This window comes from Janthinobacterium sp. GW823-FHT06H09 (genome assembly GCF_058794735.1).
On record NZ_JBXAHC010000015.1, the window covers coordinates 62,352 to 78,087 of the forward strand.

18 protein-coding genes are annotated in these 15,736 nt (G+C 62.1%); 14 read left to right on the forward strand and 4 right to left on the reverse strand.

From position 1 onward, the window contains the following. Positions 1-122 precede the first annotated feature (122 nt). The 7 genes from kleE (at position 123) to AC1Q6X_RS22910 (ending at position 4,813) form a co-directional block, all read left to right on the forward strand. Complete coding sequence (kleE, locus tag AC1Q6X_RS22880) at positions 123-440, forward strand: KleE stable inheritance protein (RefSeq protein ID WP_492498479.1); 318 nt, start codon at positions 123-125, stop codon at positions 438-440. Next, positions 437-1,384, forward strand: coding sequence for a ParB/RepB/Spo0J family partition protein (locus AC1Q6X_RS22885; RefSeq protein WP_492498480.1), 948 nt, complete (start codon positions 437-439; stop codon positions 1,382-1,384). Before kleE ends, AC1Q6X_RS22885 begins: the two co-directional genes overlap by 4 nt. Before the next feature lie 142 nt (positions 1,385-1,526). Next, positions 1,527-1,847 carry a hypothetical protein gene (locus AC1Q6X_RS22890; protein WP_492498481.1) on the forward strand — a complete coding sequence of 107 codons (321 nt, stop codon included), beginning with the start codon at positions 1,527-1,529 and terminating at the stop codon, positions 1,845-1,847. Positions 1,848-1,992: 145 nt separating this feature from the next. Then, entirely contained in the window at positions 1,993-2,358 is a 366-nt protein-coding gene (locus AC1Q6X_RS22895) for a helix-turn-helix transcriptional regulator (RefSeq protein WP_429237553.1), read from the forward strand. 3 nt (positions 2,359-2,361) lie between these two features. Further along, entirely contained in the window at positions 2,362-3,723 is a 1,362-nt protein-coding gene (locus AC1Q6X_RS22900) for a type II toxin-antitoxin system HipA family toxin (RefSeq protein WP_492498482.1), read from the forward strand. A 115-nt stretch (positions 3,724-3,838) separates the two neighbouring features. Beyond that, positions 3,839-4,183, forward strand: coding sequence for a KfrB domain-containing protein (locus AC1Q6X_RS22905; RefSeq protein ID WP_086147511.1), 345 nt, complete (start codon positions 3,839-3,841; stop codon positions 4,181-4,183). A gap of 30 nt (positions 4,184-4,213) precedes the next feature. Further along, positions 4,214-4,813, forward strand: coding sequence for an IncP plasmid survival protein KfrC family protein (locus AC1Q6X_RS22910; RefSeq protein WP_492498483.1), 600 nt, complete (start codon positions 4,214-4,216; stop codon positions 4,811-4,813). Here AC1Q6X_RS22910 and AC1Q6X_RS22915 read toward each other — a convergent pair. Further along, positions 4,793-5,059, reverse strand: a complete 267-nt coding sequence (locus AC1Q6X_RS22915) for a hypothetical protein (protein WP_492498484.1) — start codon at positions 5,057-5,059, stop codon at positions 4,793-4,795. The genes AC1Q6X_RS22910 and AC1Q6X_RS22915 overlap by 21 nt on opposite strands. A 218-nt stretch (positions 5,060-5,277) precedes the next feature. Between AC1Q6X_RS22915 and AC1Q6X_RS22920 the strand changes: the two genes are divergently transcribed. From AC1Q6X_RS22920 to AC1Q6X_RS22930, 3 genes are read left to right on the forward strand one after another with little or no spacing between them, the layout of a single operon-like run. Next, positions 5,278-6,960 carry a hypothetical protein gene (locus AC1Q6X_RS22920; protein WP_492498485.1) on the forward strand — a complete coding sequence of 561 codons (1,683 nt, stop codon included), beginning with the start codon at positions 5,278-5,280 and terminating at the stop codon, positions 6,958-6,960. A gap of 14 nt (positions 6,961-6,974) precedes the next feature. Continuing rightward, positions 6,975-8,444 (forward strand): hypothetical protein, encoded by a 1,470-nt coding sequence (locus AC1Q6X_RS22925; protein WP_492498486.1) that lies wholly within the window; start codon positions 6,975-6,977, stop codon positions 8,442-8,444. A gap of 31 nt (positions 8,445-8,475) precedes the next feature. Next, on the forward strand, positions 8,476-8,688 hold the full coding sequence (locus AC1Q6X_RS22930; protein WP_492498487.1) for a hypothetical protein: 213 nt from the start codon (positions 8,476-8,478) through the stop codon (positions 8,686-8,688). On the opposite strand, the gene AC1Q6X_RS22935 is transcribed toward AC1Q6X_RS22930, so the two are convergent. The 3 genes from AC1Q6X_RS22935 to AC1Q6X_RS22945 are packed head-to-tail and all read right to left on the reverse strand — an operon-like array spanning position 8,668 to position 10,222. Continuing rightward, a complete protein-coding gene (locus AC1Q6X_RS22935; RefSeq protein WP_492498488.1) occupies positions 8,668-9,105 on the reverse strand; it encodes a conjugal transfer protein TraM in 438 nt (145 codons plus the stop codon). The two genes, AC1Q6X_RS22930 and AC1Q6X_RS22935, sit on opposite strands and share 21 nt — an antisense overlap. Beyond that, positions 9,105-9,830: a nucleotide-binding protein gene (locus AC1Q6X_RS22940; RefSeq protein WP_492498489.1), complete on the reverse strand. Its 726-nt coding sequence runs from the start codon at positions 9,828-9,830 to the stop codon at positions 9,105-9,107. Before AC1Q6X_RS22940 ends, AC1Q6X_RS22935 begins: the two co-directional genes overlap by 1 nt. Continuing rightward, positions 9,830-10,222, reverse strand: coding sequence for a TraK family protein (locus AC1Q6X_RS22945; protein WP_492498490.1), 393 nt, complete (start codon positions 10,220-10,222; stop codon positions 9,830-9,832). The genes AC1Q6X_RS22940 and AC1Q6X_RS22945 overlap by 1 nt, the downstream gene beginning before the upstream one ends. A gap of 369 nt (positions 10,223-10,591) precedes the next feature. Here AC1Q6X_RS22945 and traJ point away from each other — a divergent pair, with 369 nt between their 5' ends. The 4 genes from traJ (at position 10,592) to traF (ending at position 15,702) form a co-directional block, all read left to right on the forward strand. Further along, a complete protein-coding gene (traJ, locus tag AC1Q6X_RS22950; protein ID WP_492498491.1) occupies positions 10,592-10,969 on the forward strand; it encodes a conjugal transfer transcriptional regulator TraJ in 378 nt (125 codons plus the stop codon). 64 nt (positions 10,970-11,033) lie between these two features. After that, complete coding sequence (gene traI / locus AC1Q6X_RS22955; protein WP_492498492.1) at positions 11,034-13,262, forward strand: TraI/MobA(P) family conjugative relaxase; 2,229 nt, start codon at positions 11,034-11,036, stop codon at positions 13,260-13,262. Next, positions 13,259-15,169 (forward strand): type IV secretory system conjugative DNA transfer family protein, encoded by a 1,911-nt coding sequence (locus AC1Q6X_RS22960; RefSeq protein WP_492498493.1) that lies wholly within the window; start codon positions 13,259-13,261, stop codon positions 15,167-15,169. Before traI ends, AC1Q6X_RS22960 begins: the two co-directional genes overlap by 4 nt. An 11-nt stretch (positions 15,170-15,180) precedes the next feature. Further along, positions 15,181-15,702, forward strand: a complete 522-nt coding sequence (gene traF, locus AC1Q6X_RS22965) for a conjugative transfer signal peptidase TraF (RefSeq protein WP_492498494.1) — start codon at positions 15,181-15,183, stop codon at positions 15,700-15,702. Positions 15,703-15,736: the final 34 nt, after the last annotated feature.

Sequence of the window (15,736 nt, forward strand, 5' to 3'; positions counted from 1 at the left end):
AATAGGTGTATGCAAGTGCACCGGTTTAATCTGGATCAAGATGGGAGCAGCTGTGTCGCGCAACTATATATGCTGTGTTTCAGCGCGGCGATGAGTTGCGCGCAACAGATGAGGAGGTCAGCATGGCCGACATTATTCAGTTCCCAGCCGTTACCACGAGCAAGGACAAGGCATGCTCGCCTGCGCCTGGACGGCAATCCGTGTCACAGCCATCGCCAAATGGCCCTAGTGTACGCCAGATAATATGGGTGCTGACCGTGCTGTGCTGGCCAGTGCTGCGCTTCATCATAGTGTGCGACGTGCTGTTCCAGCTGCTGCGCGCGCTGGTGCTGTGGGATAGGCCTGGCGCGCATGCCGGATGGACCTTGCTGCTGCATTATGGTTTCTTCTGCTACCTGACCTGGTTCGTGGCGTGCGGCAAGCCGGACCAGCTGCGATGAAGAAGGCGTCCGCGCCGCCGGGCGCCGCCAGCGGCCGCGCGCCGGAGGGCAGGCCGCTGGAGCTGCCGCTCGAACACATCGACGAAGACCCGCTACAGCCTCGCTCGGCCGCGAATCCGGGCTTTACGGCGCATAGCCTGGCCGAACTCGCCGCCTCGATCCGCCTGCGCGGGATCAAGACACCGATCTCCGTGCGCCATCATCCCGACCGGCCCGGCCGCTACATCATCAATCACGGCGCGCGCCGCTACCGCGCATCGCGGCTGGCGCAACTGGCGACTATCCCCGGCTTTATCGACGACGACTACAGCGAGACCGACCAGGTCGTGGAAAACCTGCAGCGCAACGAGCTGACGGCGCGGGAAATTGCCAATTACATCGGCCGCGAACTGTCGAAGGGGCTGAAGCGGGGGCAGATCGCCAGCAACATCAGCAAGTCCGCCGCCTTCGTGACACAGCATGCGGCCCTGCTGGACTTGCCCGAACCCGTCGCCCTGGCGTTCAACGAGGGCAGGGTACGCGACGTGACGACGGTGAATGAACTGGTGACGGCCTACAAGTCGCACCCGGGCGAGGTGGCGGCCTGGCTGCGCGAGGACGAACCGGAGATCACGCGTAGCGCCGTCAAGTTGCTGCGCGCATTTCTCGGGGCGAAGTTTGGCGAGGAGGACGAGATCACCCACGGTACCGGCGACGCCACAGTCGTGCCATCGGCCGCAGGTCCGCCCGCATCTGCGCAGGCCACTCTTGCCACGCCGGCTGGCGCCAGCCGCTGGCGCTGCACGGGCATTCTCGTGCACCATGGCCAAGGCGAAGGCGTGCTGGTGCTGGGACGCAGGCCTGGCGGGGAAGGGTTGGCCTGGCTGCGGCGCGCCGATGGCGTCGAAGTGGAGGTGGCGCTCGCCGGGCTTGTGCCGCTCAGGCTGCTGGGCGCGGGTGACTGACGCATCCGTGGCCCATGGCGCTTGCCGCGCGGATCAGGGCCGGTGCTACACTGCGGCTCTTGTGCTGTGCCGCAGTTTCCGCCAGCGTGTTTTGAAGTGCAGACGGAACCGTCCAATTATTTGTCATGCGACCATGAATGACTTGTTGACCTACATCGGTGCTATTTTCAACCTGCCCAGCCAGGCTGTCATCGAGCGGCGCGATATCGCGCAATCCTCCTGGCAGGAGGACGGCTTTGATGTACGACAGGAAGTGGCCACTTATTACTTCAGCAATGGCGTGGTGGTGCGGCGCACGTCCGAAGAGGATAGTTTTCCATCGCAGGCGGCCTGCGCGGAGTGCTGGATCACCTATGAAGTGCCATCGAACGGGCAGGCGCCGGTGGAGGTGCAGCCAGCGGTCAGGCGCTTTGACAGTCGCTGCCGCGAAGCGTTCTGGTTGAAATTCCACAGCGCCAACTGAGCCGCTGGCTTGCTGGCGGTGCCCGGCAGTCATCGACTGGAATATGCAAGATACAGTCTATGGCCTGTAAAGCGAAATTACAGTCTTTTTCTTGTAATTGCGTTTCACAGTTCCTATACTGTAGATACACATCCCAGGACACGCCATGGACTATCCGATCCGATCCTTGCAGCAGTTGCGGCCGATTCTCGTGGGCTTCCGCAAGCAGGCCGGCCTGTCGCAGCAGGCGCTGGCGGAGCAGCTGGGCATCACGCAGCAAAGCTATGCGCAGATCGAAGCCAATCCCGCCTCGACAAGCGTCGAGCGCCTGTACACGGTGCTGCGGCTGTTGGGGGCCGAACTGCTGCTCTCGCCAGCCGGGCAGCCATCCCCGGATGCCGCCATCGCGCAGGAGGCAACCGATGCGGGGCCGCCCGCCGCCCGCCTCGCACGCCAGCGTGCACCCGGTCCCGCGCGGCCGGAGGCGCCGGCAAGGCAGGAGCCTCCACCATCGGCCAGGGAGCGCTGGTAAGCCATGGGCCGGCGAGCGCATGCGCAGCGCCTGCACCTGTGGCTGAACGGCATGCCCGTCGCCTACTGGGACGCGTCCGCTGGCACCTCGGCGCTGACCTACTTTGACGCCTGGATCGACGACGAGGCCGGACGGCCGCTGTCGCTGTCGATGCCTTTCAAGCCGCAGGGCGGCGCCTATCGCGGCGCGCTGGTGCAGAATTATTTCGACAACCTCCTGCCTGACAGCGAACCGATCCGCCGCCGCATGGCCCAGCACTTCCAGACCGGCGGCATCGCGCCGTACCAGCTGTTCGCTGCGGCCGGGCGCGACTGTGTCGGCGCCATCCAGCTATTGCCGCCCGGCGAGGTACCCACGGACCTGTTTACCATCACGGGCGAGGCGCTGGACGAGGCTGGCGTGGCGAGGATATTGCGCAACACGGTCGCGGAAGCCCCGTTCGGGCATGCCGGCGTGGAGCCGGACCTGCGTCTGTCGATTGCGGGAGCGCAGGAAAAGACGGCCTTGCTATGGCATCGCGGCCAGTGGCACCGTCCCACCGGCAGCACGCCGACGACGCACATACTGAAGTTGCCCATGGGGCTGGTGGGCAATATGCGAGCGGACATGCGCACCTCGGTGGAAAACGAATGGCTGTGTTCGCAGATCATGCACGCGTTCGGACTGCCCACGGCGCCATGCCGCATCGCCACTTTCGAGGACCTGAAGACGTTGGTGGTGGAGCGCTTCGACCGCAGGCTGTCTGGCGACGGCAGCTGGATCGTTCGGCTGCCGCAGGAGGATTTTTGCCAGGCGACCGGCACGTCGCCCCTGCACAAGTACCAGGCCGATGGCGGGCCGGGCATCAGCCGCATCATGGACATCCTGCTGGGCTCTGCGCAGGCCGAGGCAGACCGCCGCCGCTTCTTCAAGACCCAGTTGGTGTTCTGGCTGCTGGCAGCGACCGATGGCCATGCGAAGAACTTCAGCATTTTTCATTTGCCGCACAGCCGTTTTCAGTCGACGCCGCTTTACGACGTGCTGTCCGCCCATCCCATCATCGGGCCCGGCGCACACCAGTTGCCGCGCCAGGATACCCGACTGGCGATGGCCGTGCGCGGTGCCAGCAACCATTACCACCTGGAGCAGATCCAGCGGCGCCACTGGCTGAGCCAGGCCCGCCAGGCCAGTTTCGGCGCGGCCGCGGCGCAGGAAGTGATGGACGAGGTGCTAGGGCATGCCGATGCGGTGGTGGCCGCCATGTATGGCTTGTTGCCACCCGGCTTTCCCGCTGATCTTGCCGACGCGATCCTGCAGGGCATGTCCCGCCAGGCGCGGCGGCTCAGGGACATGCCGGATGGCAAAGCAGGCAGGGATGCAGTTTGATGTGTGCCACATCACGGGCATTTAGCTGCCCAGCGGCAAGTATCACATCTTAAAATGGCCCGTCGCCGAACGAATCGGCCGCTGTCACGTCCTACCGATAAACAGGAGCGTATTGATGAAGCAAAGAGTCTTGGTCATGAACGGGCAGCGCCTGCTGCAAAACGAGCAGGGCGGACAGTGGGCTACCAGCAAGGTGGACAAGGCAGGGGCGATCAAGCCCGGCATCTACGATATTTATCTTGCAGGTAATGCCGACAAGGCCAAGACGTATGCCGGCGTCATCGTGCACGCCGATGGCGCCAGCGTGTACCAGCAGGTTGGCAAGACATTGATCAAGCACGCCGCCAGCGATTTCGCTAAAGTACCGGGGACGGGCATCGATACCAGTGTCAGCTACGAGGACGGCCAGGCGCACAGCAGCAGTGCCAGCGTCAAACAGGGGCGCAAGCTGAGCCGGTAGGGCAGAGCCCGCTAAAACCGGAGGCGGATCATGAAACTATCGATGGAGCGGCCGCAGCAACGCAGGACTGCCAGCGCAGGCGCGCGGGGCGGCGCCGAGATGCAGGCTGACGCGCAGCTATACCAGGCAGCGGACGAGCAGCTGGAGCAGGCGGCGATGCTGGATGCCGCCCCGCTGGACACACAGTATGGCGCGGCACTGGCGGCGCAGCTCGAGGCAAAGCACGAGCAGGTCGAGCGCATCGAGGACAGGCTGGAGAACTTGATCGAGTCGCAGGCATCGCGCCTGCAGCGCACGCAGATGCAGCAGCCGGGCTTGCTGGCCTTTCCCGCCACGCGCGCGCAGTGGCAGCAGCAGGTGCAGCAGCAACAGAAAACCATGCAGCGCCTGCTGGGCCGCCTGGAACTGGTGCGCGAGGTGCGCGACAGCATGGGCGTGCACGCGCCGCGCATCGAGGAACTGGCTGCGCGCAAGCTGCGTACCCTGCATCCCGCGCTGGCCAGCGAGTGGGATGCGCAGCAGCAGGCGCAGCGCCTGGAAAAGCTGCTGCAGCGGCAAGCCCCCGAGCGCAGCCATGTACTGCAAGCCGGTCGCGGCTCGCGGCTGGGCCTATCGCAGCACGGCCCATGAGGCCACGGCTGCCGCCAGCATGGCCAGGTAGCCGGCGGCGACATTCAACACGGCGATGGCATGCGCGGCGCGCACGGGACGGGCGAGTTGCAGCAGGGCGCCGTCGATTTCCTGGCGCGCGGCCCTTGCCGCCTGCTGGCCTCCTTCCTGCATGGCGGCTGCCATGGCTTCCCGGGAGGCGGCCAGTGCCGCATTGACGAAGCGTTCGGCTTTTTTCCTTGCGTCCGTGCCCCAGCGCCGCGACACATCTTCCGTTTCTTCCTTGAACCGATCCGGTTGGACCTGCTGGTCTCAGGCGCTTTCCTGCATCATGCCGAAGTCGTACTACTTACTCTCTTGATTTGATAGCCATCAGGCGGATTGAGAATCTATCAGATGTTTCAATGCAATTTCTATTGCCAAAATGCATTATTAATGACACCATGCCATATCTTTCATTTGTTTGCTTTTAGTACAGGAAAACCATGGCCAGCATTAATATTTTTTTGCGCGAAAACCTTACAGTAATATCTAAAAAAAATCTATCGGTGGCGCCAGACATCCCAGAGAAGAAATTGAACAATGCAGTGGTGGCATTTGCTTATGCTGGGAGCGTATCGAATGTTATTGGTCTTTACGATAACACCCTGTTCGGAAGTGGGAAAGATGGATTGTTATTCACAGGGGAGCAAGTAATTTATCGGGCGGCTTTTAGTGATCCCGTCAGCATTCCCTTTGAAGAAATGGAATCTGCTGAGTATGTCGAGTTGCTAACTGGAAAGAATAACGATAAGTCGGAACCATGCGTGCGGATTCGCCGTAAAGACGGTAGAGCCATTGAACTCAAATCATTGATGGATTGCGATTACGTTGCGCTGTCGAAATTGCTGAGCGGTGCCATTGGTGGTTTCAATGAATTTAGGGAAGAGAAGCAAATTATTCCGATCTCTGAGATGCACGACGACTTGAAGGTCGCCTACGTCAAAGTGATGGTGAACATGGCCTACGATAATGACGGTGTGATCGATGCAAAAGAAATGGCAGAGATATTGTTGTTGATGACGCGAATTGATCTGCAGGTCGATTCGAGGTTGAATTTGCGTGCTTATATGGCAGACAAAATGGGACTTGTTTCAATGTCTCAGCTAATCGGCATCATCGATAGCGAGTGTCCGGAAGGCCAGATTAAGTCGGTACATATATCGTTGGTCAAAGATTTGATTAATATTTATCTGAGTACAGAAGGTGGTGATGTCAAAAATTTCGCCTTCTTTAATAAACATCGTGATCTGCTGAAGGTCATCGACGCTGAGATAGAGTTGGCGACTCAGGCTATCACGCTTGATCGGCAGTTTTTACAGGAAGAGATTAGTGACGATCAGATCGTCGCTACACTCAAACTGCTTTCATCAAAGGCCGCTGCTATTGGTACGCCATTGGCGGCCGTGTATTTATCTGGTTCGGTGATTGGTCTGTCGGCTGCTGGCATGACGTCTGGCCTGGCTACATTGGGCATGGGGGGTATGCTTGGCATGTCCAGCATGGCGACAGGTATCGGTGTAGCTGTATTGATTGGGGTAGGGACCTACGCAGGTGTGCGCAAGTTAACTGGTGCAGATGAACTTACCCGGTTCAAGCGCCGGGAGTTGATGCTCCATGAGGTGCTAAAACTGACGCAGTCAACCATCGCAATACTGATCGAAGATGTTAATTTTATTACTGTCAGCTTGAATGCTGCGATTGAAATGCACGGTGCGCAGGGCGAGAAAATTCGTAGGCTCGCCGGTGCCCTCAAGCAACTTACTGGCGCAGGTACCGTGCTGACGGGGCGCAGTGATTCTGTGCAGGCCAGTACTGCTAAGCTTAAATGCGCTGGCCAGTTAGATGAAACCAAGCTTAAAACACTCACCCGTGATGCCACCAAGGCCGATTTATTTCAATTTATCCGTGATTTCTATGAGGAGCGCGCATTTGAAATCGAGAAGGATGGGCAAAAGCAGCGTGTGTTTAAGCTTGGGCTTAAGCCAGGGCTTCCAAAGAATAAGTTGGAGGAGCTCGCGAAAGCCTTTGAGATCATCGGCTACTTTAAGGTTGGTGATGTGCTGAAAGGAGCCGCCAGTGATGCCGCGGACAAGGCAAAAGAAAAATTTGTTGGTCTTTTCTCGTGAGTGGGGAAAACCAGTTGCACAGCGAAGCTCAATTTCTCGTGGTGCAGCAGCATCAATTGAATGCCGTAGGTGATCAGTTAGGCGCGATATCACTGACGCTCGCTCAGTTGCAGGGTAGCCAAGAGCAGAATGACAAACTGCTGGACCAGTTGCTTGCGCAGGCCTGTACTGTAGCGACTTCCGACGATGTCGTGGTTATTTTTGATGATCATGATATCGATATCGAGCCTGATACAGTCACTACGCCTCTGGTGCCGATGATAAAGCCGTTAAGTCTGCTGGATTGCGTACAAGTGGATTCCAGCGCTTGCTGGAACGATTATCTAGCCGCTGCGGACGCCTATTCTGCGCGAAATAACGTCCAGTTATTGGCGGACCCCTTCCGTCTTCTCATGAGTGATACCCAGCGCATTGCACTGGAGAAACGTATTAAGGAAGAGTTCAGCCTTAAGAATGCCAACTGCGATAAGTATGACTACATGATCGCAGGAACGTGTGGACTGATAGGCGGCTTGGTGGATATTTTCTTTGTCGGTCTGCCTGGTCAAGGTGTGGTCGGAAAAATGGCCGATGAAACCACGAATAAACTCGTGGAAAATTTTGCTAGGATGAATGGATCGCACGGGCCGCGTAATCCGGATCATGCCACGGCGAGTGCGATCGGTTTTCTGGAGCGGAATTTTAAAGTTAACTATGATCATCGCCATACCGCTGATGTAGGTGGAGCGTTCAAGATGAGTACTGGAAATCATCACATTAAGAGCCTCGCCCACTCCCCTGATCTGACCGGTTTATTTTTTTCACTACTTAATCAGTTTACAAGTACTGCAAGTTTTATTTCGGATGGTAAGCTGATTACCATTGACACGAAGACCTTCGAACTACGTGGCACTAATCTGGTATCCAAAGTCTTTGCAGGTTTTGCCAATTGGTTGGGGCATCTGTTTTCCGATATGGCTGGGTCCTCTGGTACATTGTCGTCGGGTGGGCGTGGAACGGGTATTCCCATGCCGTTTTTCTCTCTGCTTCAATTGCTTGAAGTAGGAGAGTTTGGGCAACATAGACAAACATTCGCTACTATTGCTGTGCGGGTATTCGAGCAAGGCTATGACTTGCGTCATGGCTTTGCCTTGTCCATTCCGGTACTCATTACGGAAATTTTGACTCGCCTGATGTGGACCGTCAAGCAGCGCTTCTATCACGACCAGCCATGGCTACAATGTGTGCCGTCCGCTGCGAATCCTGAATTGCGCCGTATGCTAATGATTGCGCATGGTTCATTGTGCTTGGTCGACGCTGTGGATGCTGGCGTACGTTCTGGCGGAGAAATTATCCAGTTTATGTTGCGTAGTAACATGGTTGCCTGGGCTCGTTTTGGTACCCTGGCTTTGACGGAGATAAAAGCATGGTATGGAGAGGGAAACTTAGATATTGCTGCAGTTGATGATTATCTTGAGCGTGAATATCGGCGCATGGTTGCTTGACTCGCAATGTATGACCGGAATATAGCGCGAGGTGCGCGACAGCATGGGCGTGCACGCGCCGCGCATCGAGGAACTTGCCGCGCGCAAGCTGCGTACCCGGCATCCCGGCCTGGCCAGCGAGTGGGATGCGCAGCAGCAGGCGCAGCGCCTGGAAAAGCTGCGGCTGCAGCAAGGCCCCGAGCGCAGCCATTTACTGCAAGCCGGTCGCGGTGCGCGGCTGGGCTTATCTCAGCACGGCCCATGAGGCCGCAGCCGCCGCCAGCATGGCCAGGCAGCCGGCGGCGACATTCAACACGGCGATGGCATGCGCGGCGCGCACGGGACGGGCGAGTTGCAGCAAGGCGCCGTCGATTTCCTGGCGCGCGGCCCTTGCCGCCAGCTGGCCTCCTTCCTGCATGGCGGCGGCCATGGCTTCCCGGGAGGCGGCCAGCGACGCATTGACGATGCGTTCGGCCTTTTCCCTGGCGTCCGTGCTCCAGCGCCGCGACAGCTCTTCCATTTCCTCCTTGAACCGATCCAGCTGGACCTGCTGGGCCCTGGCGCTGTCCTGCATCAGGCGGCTGTTGATGGTTTGCAAAACAAGGATGGGGTCATCACGCGCGACGGCGATGCCGTGTTTCGCGGCAATTTCCCGCAGCAACTCTTCTGTCTGGTCGCTCATCACAGCACCATCGCGGCATCGAGTTCGCCGTAGACCAGGCGCCGGATGATGCTCAGGCGCTGGCGCGTCATGATCGGCAGCGCGGGCATGGCCAGCGCCTCGTCGAAGGTCAGGCGCTGCTGCAACATGCCGGCCAGGTCGCGTCCGAAGGTTTCCTTTTTCAATACGGGCAGCCGGACGATGGCGGACAGGCGTTCCCTGTTGGCCAGATAGGTCTTCATCTGCTCGAAGCCATTGCCTTCGTGCTCGACCGGGCCCCAGTAGGGATTGAGCCAGGCGATGAAGCGGGTTTCCGGCGGAAACTGGCTGGCCAGGTGGGCAAAGCCGCTGATGGTATCGAGCAGGGCCTGGCCGCCCGTGATCACGGTGTGCACCACCAGCAAATGATCGAGTTCCGCCAGCAAGGCCGGGATCTGGTTACTGATCAGGTAGTGCGACAGCGGCACGAAGGAGCTGGCGCCGTTGTCGATGATGGCGTCTCCCTGCGCCTGCGCCACCAGGTCGATCAGGCCGTCGAAGCCGCGCGGATTGATTTCTTCCTCTTCCATCAGGTCGATGCGCCGGACCTGCAGCGCCTGGTAGCCATGGAAGGTGGCATTCACGGGATCGGTGTCGATGCACAGCGGCGTGCGGGCCTTGCTGAGCATGTACTGGGCGAGGATGGCAGCGATCAGCGACTTGCCGACACCGCCTTTTCCCTGCAGCATCATATGGATATGGGCCATTACAGTAGCTCCTTTTTGTCCGGGATCGGGTTGAAATGGAAGCCGGCCGGCGCTGGCGCCGGGCGGGGTGTCACGGCGTCCGGTTTCCCGGAAGCCGCGCGGGCCTGGCGGGATGCCAGCCGCTGCGGCGCCACGCCTTGTCCAGCAGTCGCCTCGGCCGGTGCGGTGGCTTTCAGCATGCGGTGCACGTGCTTCAGGAACGTGTCGTAGCCGAACGGTACGCGTCCCGAGGCATACATATGGCGCCAGATGGTATTCATGGGAAAGCCCGCCGCCAGTGCGGCGCGTACATCGTCGCTGACGGCGAGGAAAGCGACCAGGTACTGGTCGCGCTTGGCCGGCTTGCTGCATTTGATCCAGTCACTCAGTTGTTCGGCATAGGGTTTCTCCATGGTATTTATTCCCCTTCACGTTATGTGGAAGATGCACGGTTACACCACAAAACTGGCACGGTTGAACCACCAATCTGACACGGTTGAAGCCTGATATGCCACGGTTGGAGGCAAATAAGGCCTTTAAAGGCCTTTTCGGAATAGTGACCGATAAAATCCGCTCCGTTTTGTGCCAGAACAAGGGTTAAATCGAAAGCCTGTCCTACGATTAAATGGCTCGGTCGCTGTGCGGGCCGGGGCAGGATAGGTGAAGTTAGCTAACCGGCGGGCCGGTTATCTCTCTTCACGATGCCTTATTCGCGCCTGCGGCGCTCAACGGACATCCTGCTCTGCGAGGCCTGCGCGTGCCGCGCCAACTGCGAGGACGCCATGCAAGAACCAGGACACTCCACCACCCGCAAGGCCCGGCAGCTGCGCGTGCCGGTGCTGCCAGACGAAGAAGCGCAGATCAAGCGGCTGGCGGCCGCGGCCGGGCTGCCGGTGGCGGCCTATCTGCGCAGGGTCGGGCTGGGCCACCGGCTGCCGGGCATCCTCGATCACCGGCGCGTCGAGGAACTGGCGCGCATCAATGGCGACCTGGGCCGACTGGGTGGCCTGCTGAAGCTGTGGCTGACCAACGACGAGCGCACCGCCGCGTTCGGCGAGGCGACGATCCGCGCCGTGCTGGCCAAGATCGCCGATACCCAGGATGAAATGCATGCCGTCATGCGCGCTGTGGTCTTGCCGCAGCAGGGGCGCGGACTTTAGCCGCTAAAAAATTGGCGGCACCGGCCGGTCAACGGCAGTCGCAGCCCAGCAGGGGGAGAGCAGCATGATTGCCAAGCATGTTCCCATGAAGGTGGCCAGGAAAAGCGGCTTTGCCAGCCTGCTGGCCTACCTGGCCGACGCGCAGGCCAAGCGGGAACGCGTCGGCTGCGTGACGGTCACGAACTGCCAGTCGGACCAGCCCGCAGTGGCCGTCACCGAGATCCTCAACACGCAGGCGCAGAACCGGCGCGCGCTCTCGGACAAGACCTATCACCTGATCCTCAGCTTTCCCGCTGGCGAGGAACCGCCCCCGGCCGTGCTGCAGGCTGTGGAAGCGCGTATCTGCCACGGGCTGGGCTATGGGGCACACCAGCGCATCAGTGTCGTGCACCACGATACGGACAACCTGCACGTGCATATCGCCATCAACAAGATCCATCCCAGCCGCTACACGATCCACCAGCCTTACCGCGACCATGCCACGCTGGGCCAGCTGTGCGCGGCGCTGGAGGACGAGTTCGGCTTGCAGCGCGACAACCACCAGGCGCGGCAAACGGGGGCTGCCAGCCGGGCCATGGACATGGAGCGCCACGCCGGCATCGAGAGTCTGCTGGGACTGGTGCGCCGCGCATGCCATGCGCAGATGCGGGAAGCGACTTCATGGGAGGAACTGCACGGCGTGCTGCTTGGGCACGGGCTGGCGCTGCGCGAACGCGGCAATGGCCTGGTGATCCTGGCCGAAGACGGCATGGCCGTGAAGGCCAGCTCCGTGCACCGCGACTGTTCCAGGGCGCGCCTGGAAGCGCGGCTGGGGCCATTCACTCCCGGGCCGGCCGGGACAGGCTGCCATGCCAGCCAAGCGGGCCAAACCCGCCAGCCGCTGCGCCTGCGCGTGGAGACGGCCGCACTGTATGCGCTTTACCAGGAGCAGCAGCGGGAAGCAGTCCAGATGCACGCTGGTGCGCTGGCCGGCGCACGCGCACAGCACCAGCGCTTGATTGCCGAGGCGAAGCGCCGGGGCAGGCTCAAGCGGGCCGCCATCCGCATGCTTGCCTGCGGCCCGTTTGCCAAACGCATCCTGCATGCGGCAGCCGCGAAGACGCTCATGGCGGACATCGAACGCATCAACGGCGGCTACCTTGCGGAGCGCCGCGCCATCCGCAGCCAGCACGGCCGCCTTGCATGGGCAGACTGGCTGCGCACCCGTGCCGGGGCCGGCGACGCACAGGCGCTGTCCGCCCTGCGCGCACGCGGCGGCAAGCAGGGTTTGGCAGGAAACACGCTGGCCGGCAGCGCGCTGGCAAGTGAGGCAAGCGGGCCGCAGGCGCCTGGCGGCTTGCGGCAGGACAGCGTGACCAAGCATGGCACGCTCATCTATTGCGCTGGCGCGACGACGATCCGCGACGACGGGCATAAGCTGAAAATCACGCGCGGCGCCACGCAGGCGGGCCTGCTGCTGGTGCTGGACATGGCGGTTTCGCGCTATGGCAGCTGCCTGCATGTCGCTGGCAGCGCCGCGTTCCAGGACCAGGTCATCCAGGCGGCGGCTGCCGCGCACCTGGCGGTCACGTTCGACGACGCCGTGCTGGAGCGGCGCCGGCAGGACTTGTTGCGTGCCGGGGGCACGAAGGAGAGGCAGGATGAACAGGCAAGGCAACCGCTCCGGGGCGGACAGCCCGGTGAAGGCGCAGCGCGACGCGCTGCTGGAGCAGGCGCTGGAGTCGCTGGAGCGCGCGCCGCCACCGCGGCCGGCGAGCCCCGCGCCGGACCCCGGCGCGGTACCCACTTCCAGCCCGACCCTGGCGGGGTTGGAGGCCATCCGCCGCCCGCAGCCAGGAACCGTCTGCGAAAGCTGTCCCAACTCGGTATGGTTCGCATCGGCAGTGGAACTGAAGTGCTACTGCCGCGTGATGTACCTGGTCACGTGGAGCAGCAAGGAGCCGCAGCAGATCAGCGCGTGCGACGGCATGTTCCTGGGCGGGGAGGCGTAGCGGACAGGCGGGATACCGGCTCGGCGGCAGTGGATGCCTTCCTCCTTGAGCAGGAACAAACAAGGCCGCGATTGTCCGATATACCGAAATTTGAACGATATGATGGTGTCAAGGGGCCGGCTGTCTTTGCCGGGCTGCGCGAGGCGGGCGGCCAGGTGCTGGCGCTGCTGGAGCGGGGCGCGGCAACCATGGTCCTGCCGGTCAGCGAAGGAGCAGCCAGGCGCTTGCGCCAGCTGGCCCCCGGTGATGCCGTCACGGTGACGCTTGACGGCGTCATCAAGACGACAGGACGGATCAGATGAAAGACAGGTTCAATAATGCCGTCGGCCCCCAGGTGCGCAGCGCGCGGCGGGGCGCCCGCAAGGCCATCCCCGCGCTGGCCGCGCTCACCCTCGTTGGCGGCTTCCAGGCGGCCACCCAGTTCTTTGCCCATGCCTTCCATTACCAGAGCGCGCTGGGCTGGCATGCCAGCCAGGTCTATCCGCCATGGGCGATCGTCGGCTGGGCGGCCAGGTGGCGCGGCCAGTACCCGGATGCGCTGGTGCAGGCGGGCAGCGTGGGCATCAGCGTCGCGGGGATCGGCCTGATCGGGCTGCTGGTGGCCAGGATGATCTCGGTGAATTCGGCCCGCGCCAGCGAGTACCTGCACGGCTCGGCGCGCTGGGCGAACATCACGGACATCCGCGCCGCCGGCCTGCTGCCCGCGACGCGCTCGCTGTGGCAGCTGCTGGCCGGAAGGGTGCAGCCGGCCAGCGCCGGCGTGTATGTGGGGGCCTGGCTGGACCGGGCGGGCAGGCAGCACTACCTGCGCCACGACGGGCCGGAACACGTGCTGACATACGCGCCCACGCGCTCCGGCAAGGGCGTCGGCCTGGTAGTGCCGACCCTGCTCGCGTGGCCGCACAGCGCCGTCATCACCGACCTGAAGAGCGAGCTGTGGGCGCTGACCTCGGGCTGGCGCCAGAAGCATGCGGGGAACAGGGTGCTGTACTTCGAGCCGGCCGCTGCCAAAGGCAGCGTGTGCTGGAATGCGCTCGACGAGATCCGCCTGGATACGGAGCACGAGGTGGGCGACGTGCAGAATCTTGCCACCCTGATCGTCGACCCGGACGGCAAGGGGCTGGAGACGCACTGGCAAAAGACCAGCCAGGCGCTGATCGTCGGCGTGATCCTGCATGCGCTGTACAAGGCGCGCGCCGAAGGCACGACGGCCACCCTGTCCGTGGTCGACGCCATGATGGCGGACCCGAACCGGGGCATCGGCGAGCTGTGGATGGAAATGATCACCTACAGCCATGCCGACGGACGCAATCATCCGGTGGTGGGTTCGGCCGCGCGCGACATGCTCGACCGGCCCGAGGAGGAGGCCGGTTCCGTGCTGTCGACGGCCAAGTCCTACCTGTCGCTGTACCGCGACCCGATTGTCGCGCGCAACGTGAGCCGCTCGGAATTCCGCATCCGCGACCTGATGCACCACGACAGCCCCGTGAGCCTGTACATCGTCACGCAGCCGACGGACAAGGCGCGCCTGCGCCCGCTGGTGCGCGTGCTGGTCAACATGATCGTGCGCCAGCTGGCCGACCGCGTCAGCTTCGAGAACGGGCGTCCCGTGGCGCGCTACCGGCACCGCCTGCTGATGATGCTCGACGAGTTTCCCAGCCTGGGCAAGCTGGATATCATGCAGGAGTCCCTGGGCTTCCTTGCGGGCTACGGCATCAAGTGCTACCTGATTTGCCAGGACATCAACCAGCTCAAGAGCCGCGAAACGGGCTATGGTCCCGATGAAAGCATCACCTCGAGCTGCCATATCCAGAATGCCTATCCGCCGAACCGCCTGGAGACGGCCGAGCACCTGTCCAAGCTGACGGGCCAAACCACGGTGGCGAAGGAACAGGTTACGACGAGCGGGCGCCGCACCAGCGCACTGCTGGCCCAGGTGTCGCGCACCATCCAGGAGACGCAGCGCCCGCTGCTCACGCCGGACGAATGCCTGCGCATGCCCGGCCCCGTCAAGTCGGCCAGCGGCGACATCGAGAAGGCCGGCGACATGGTCGTCTACGTGGCAGGCTATCCGGCGATCTACGGCCGCCAGCCGCTGTACTTCCAGGATGCGGTGTTTCAGGCGCGCGCTGCGATCCCCGCGCCCACGAAAAGCGACAAGCTGCATCACGCGCACCGGCCTGCGGACGGGGAGGGTATACGGCTATGAACCGGACATGCGTGAAACTCGGCGCCTGGAGCGCCTCGCTGGGCGCCGCGCTGCTGGTGCTGGGCGTGGCAGCCCACCTGGCTGGCGCGCGCATCAACAGCAGCCATAGTATTCCGCGCGGCTTGTACTGGACCAGTTCAGCCCCGGTGGCGCCCGGGCGCTACGTGATGTTCTGTCCGCCCCAGCTGGGGGTGTTCGAAGAGGCGCGCCGGCGCGGCTATATCGGCGCGGGTTTCTGTCCCGGCGGCTATGGCTACATGATGAAGAAGGTGCTTGGCGCGGGCAATGACGCGGTCAGCGTGGCGCCGGACGGCGTGCGCGTCAACGGGCGCCTGCTGGCGCACAGCGCGCCGCTGGCCGCCGACGGCAATGGCCGTTCCATGGCGCATTTCCAGGCTGACCGGTACATCCTCAGCGAATTCCAGCTGCTGCTGATGGCGGACGCCAATCCCCGGTCTTTCGACGCGCGCTACTTCGGCCCCGTCCAGCGCATGCAGGTCCGCACGGTGATCGTCCCGGTGCTGACCTGGTAGCACGTCCGATTTTCAACCACGTAGAAGAGGAGGA

Bases quoted from the DNA above. Each gene is read 5' to 3' on its own strand.
- AC1Q6X_RS22895 (WP_429237553.1), top strand. From the start codon at position 1,993: ATGGACTATCCGATCCGATCCTTGCAGCAGTTGCGGCCGATTCTCGTG.
- AC1Q6X_RS22910 (WP_492498483.1), top strand. From the start codon at position 4,214: ATGAAACTATCGATGGAGCGGCCGCAGCAACGCAGGACTGCCAGCGCA.
- AC1Q6X_RS22900 (WP_492498482.1), top strand. From the start codon at position 2,362: ATGGGCCGGCGAGCGCATGCGCAGCGCCTGCACCTGTGGCTGAACGGC.
- AC1Q6X_RS22885 (WP_492498480.1), top strand. From the start codon at position 437: ATGAAGAAGGCGTCCGCGCCGCCGGGCGCCGCCAGCGGCCGCGCGCCG.
- AC1Q6X_RS22920 (WP_492498485.1), top strand. From the start codon at position 5,278: ATGGCCAGCATTAATATTTTTTTGCGCGAAAACCTTACAGTAATATCT.
- AC1Q6X_RS22935 (WP_492498488.1), bottom strand. From the start codon at position 9,105: ATGAGCGACCAGACAGAAGAGTTGCTGCGGGAAATTGCCGCGAAACAC.
- AC1Q6X_RS22960 (WP_492498493.1), top strand. From the start codon at position 13,259: ATGAAAGACAGGTTCAATAATGCCGTCGGCCCCCAGGTGCGCAGCGCG.
- traI (WP_492498492.1), top strand. From the start codon at position 11,034: ATGATTGCCAAGCATGTTCCCATGAAGGTGGCCAGGAAAAGCGGCTTT.
- traJ (WP_492498491.1), top strand. From the start codon at position 10,592: ATGCAAGAACCAGGACACTCCACCACCCGCAAGGCCCGGCAGCTGCGC.
- AC1Q6X_RS22945 (WP_492498490.1), bottom strand. From the start codon at position 10,222: ATGGAGAAACCCTATGCCGAACAACTGAGTGACTGGATCAAATGCAGC.
- kleE (WP_492498479.1), top strand. From the start codon at position 123: ATGGCCGACATTATTCAGTTCCCAGCCGTTACCACGAGCAAGGACAAG.
- AC1Q6X_RS22940 (WP_492498489.1), bottom strand. From the start codon at position 9,830: ATGGCCCATATCCATATGATGCTGCAGGGAAAAGGCGGTGTCGGCAAG.
- AC1Q6X_RS22905 (WP_086147511.1), top strand. From the start codon at position 3,839: ATGAAGCAAAGAGTCTTGGTCATGAACGGGCAGCGCCTGCTGCAAAAC.